This window comes from Pseudolysinimonas sp. (assembly GCF_031389465.1).
Lineage (GTDB): Bacteria > Actinomycetota > Actinomycetes > Actinomycetales > Microbacteriaceae > Pseudolysinimonas_A.
On sequence record NZ_JANMSQ010000300.1, the window covers coordinates 1 to 2,084 of the forward strand.

2 pseudogenes are annotated in these 2,084 nt (G+C 67.3%); both read right to left on the minus strand.

From position 1 onward, the window contains the following. Nucleotides 1–855: pseudogene (locus RMO30_RS11670) on the minus strand (1,4-alpha-glucan branching enzyme); the annotation flags it as partial. Next, nucleotides 855–2,084 (minus strand): annotated as a pseudogene (locus tag RMO30_RS11675) (alpha-1,4-glucan--maltose-1-phosphate maltosyltransferase); the annotation flags it as partial. The pseudogenes RMO30_RS11670 and RMO30_RS11675, both read right to left, overlap by 1 nt.

The following is a 2,084-nucleotide window of genomic DNA, read 5'->3' on the forward strand; positions in this document are numbered from 1 at the left end:
CTCGATGAGTTGGTCGGCCATCTCGCGGTAGCCGAGGCCGGGGCGCCAGGAACCGAGGTGCAATTCGTAGATGCTCGTCGCCGAGTTGTGCGGGTCGTGCGACGCGCGCTGGGCGAGCCAGGTGGAGTCGTGCCACTCGTAGAGCGTCTGCCCGACGACGGAAGCGGTCTTCGGTGGCACTTCGGTGTAGCGCGCCATCGGGTCGGCGCGGGTCACCCAGGTGCCGGCCGCGGTGAGGATCTCGAACTTGTAGTTCGACCCCGGGCCGAGCCCGGGCACGAACAGCTCCCATACGCCGTTGTCGTCGAGTCGTCGCATCGCGTGCGACAGCCCCGACCAGGAGTTGAAGTCGCCGACGACGCGCACCGCCTGGGCGCGCGGCGCCCACACCGAGAAGCTGGTGCCGGCGACATCCTCGTGCGGTCGGTGGTGCGCGCCGAGCACGTGCCAGATCTGTTCGTGCCGGCCTTCGGCCCACAAGTACAGGTCGATCTCGCCGACGCTCGGCACGAAGCGGTAGGGGTCGCCGGTCACCCAGTCGGGCGCTCCGTCGTAGGTCGCTTCAAGGTCGTAGGCCTGACCTGCTCCGGGCGCCCAGCCCTGCCACAGCCCGTCGGCGAGGTGCGTCAGCTGGATGCGCGTTGCATCCGCCCGGATCGCGGTGACGGTCTTCGCGAGCGGACGTACCGCACGGATGACGAAGCCCTCCTCGACCGCGTGTGCGCCGAGCCAGTCGTGGGGCCGCGGGTGACTCGCCGTGACGAGCGATGAGACGAGCCCGACGTCGAGGGCGGGCAACTCTGGGGAGCCCTTCGTCGCGGGCTTCTTCGGGGGTACCTTCTTTGACTCGGCCATCAGGGCTTCCTCACCGCAGCGCCATACTCGACATTCAAGATGTGCACGGGCTCGGTGAACGCGTCGAGCCGTACGAAGTGGGAATCGCTCCACGTCCAGCGTTGCCCGGTGAGAATCTCCCGCACGTCGAACGTCACACCGGGGTCGAGCCCGAGCACCGTCAGGTCGAGGTGAACGCTGGTTTCCCGCACCGAGTGCGGGTCGACGTTGACGACCACGATGATGCCGTCGGGCCGACCCGTCGGGGTGAAGGCGCCGTCGAGGAACTTCGAGTAGACGAGTACCGAGTCGTCGTCGCTCCAGTGCACCCGCAGGTTGCGCAACTGCTGCAATGCCGGATGCTCGCGCCGGATCTGGTTGAGCAGCGTGAGGTACGGCGCGAGGGTGCGCCCGGTTGTCGCGGCGCGTGCCCAGTCGCGCTGCTTGTACTCGTACTTCTCGTTGTCGATGTTCTCTTCGCTGCCCGGGCGGGCGACGTCTTCGAACAGTTCGTAGCCGGTGTAAACCCCCCACGACGGCGAAGCGGTCGCGGCGAGCGCCGCGCGGATCTTGTACGCGGGCGGCCCGCCGAACTGCAGGTACTCGGTGAGGATGTCGGGGGTGTTCACGAACAGGTTCGGATGCAGGTAGTCGGCCGACTGGGTCGAAAGTTCGGTGAGGAACTCCTCGAGCTCGGGCTTCGTGTTGCGCCAGGTGAAGTAGGTGTACGACTGCTGGAAGCCGGCTTCGGCGAGTGAGTGCAGCATTGCGGGTCGGGTGAACGCTTCGGCGAGGAAGACGACATCCGGATGCGTCGCCGCGATGCGGCCGAGCAGCCACTCCCAGAACCAGAGCGGTTTGGTGTGCGGGTTGTCGACCCGGAAGATGCTCACGCCCTGCGCGATCCAGTGTTCGACGATGCGCAGCACTTCGGCGGAAAGCCCCTCCGGGTCGGTGTCGAAGTCGAGCGGATAGATGTCCTGGTACTTCTTCGGCGGGTTCTCGGCGTAGGCGATCGAACCGTCGGGCCGGTGGGTGAACCATTCGGGATGCTCGGTCACCCACGGATGGTCGGGCGAGCACTGCAGGGCCAGGTCGAGGGCGATCTCGAGCCCGTGCGTGGCGGCCTCGGCGACGAACCAGCGGAAGTCGGCGAGAGTGCCGAGGTCGGGGTGGATGGCGTCATGACCACCCATCGTTCCGTCTGGAAGGGGTCCGCCGATCGCCCACGGGCTGCCCGGATCGTGTGG